Raw genomic sequence first — 254 nt, forward strand, 5'->3', positions numbered from 1 at the left:
TGCGTCAGAAGAGAGCGGAATTGGAAGCCGAAATGATGCAACAGAGGCATGACATTGAACGTCAGAAGCTTCTCAATGAACAAGCACACAATCAGATTATGCGAGAGAGAATAGCATTGCACAGAGGCATGCATATTTGAGAGAGGTGAAAGAATGAATGCAGAAATGAACGAAGCTATGAATGAAGATTACAGGGTTGGTGCACCGGTATTTGATGATGAGAGCTCTTTTGAGAGTGATTACGAGGTCGAAAA

Source organism: Bartonella sp. CM120XJJH (genome assembly GCF_042194715.1).
Classification (GTDB): domain Bacteria; phylum Pseudomonadota; class Alphaproteobacteria; order Rhizobiales; family Rhizobiaceae; genus Bartonella.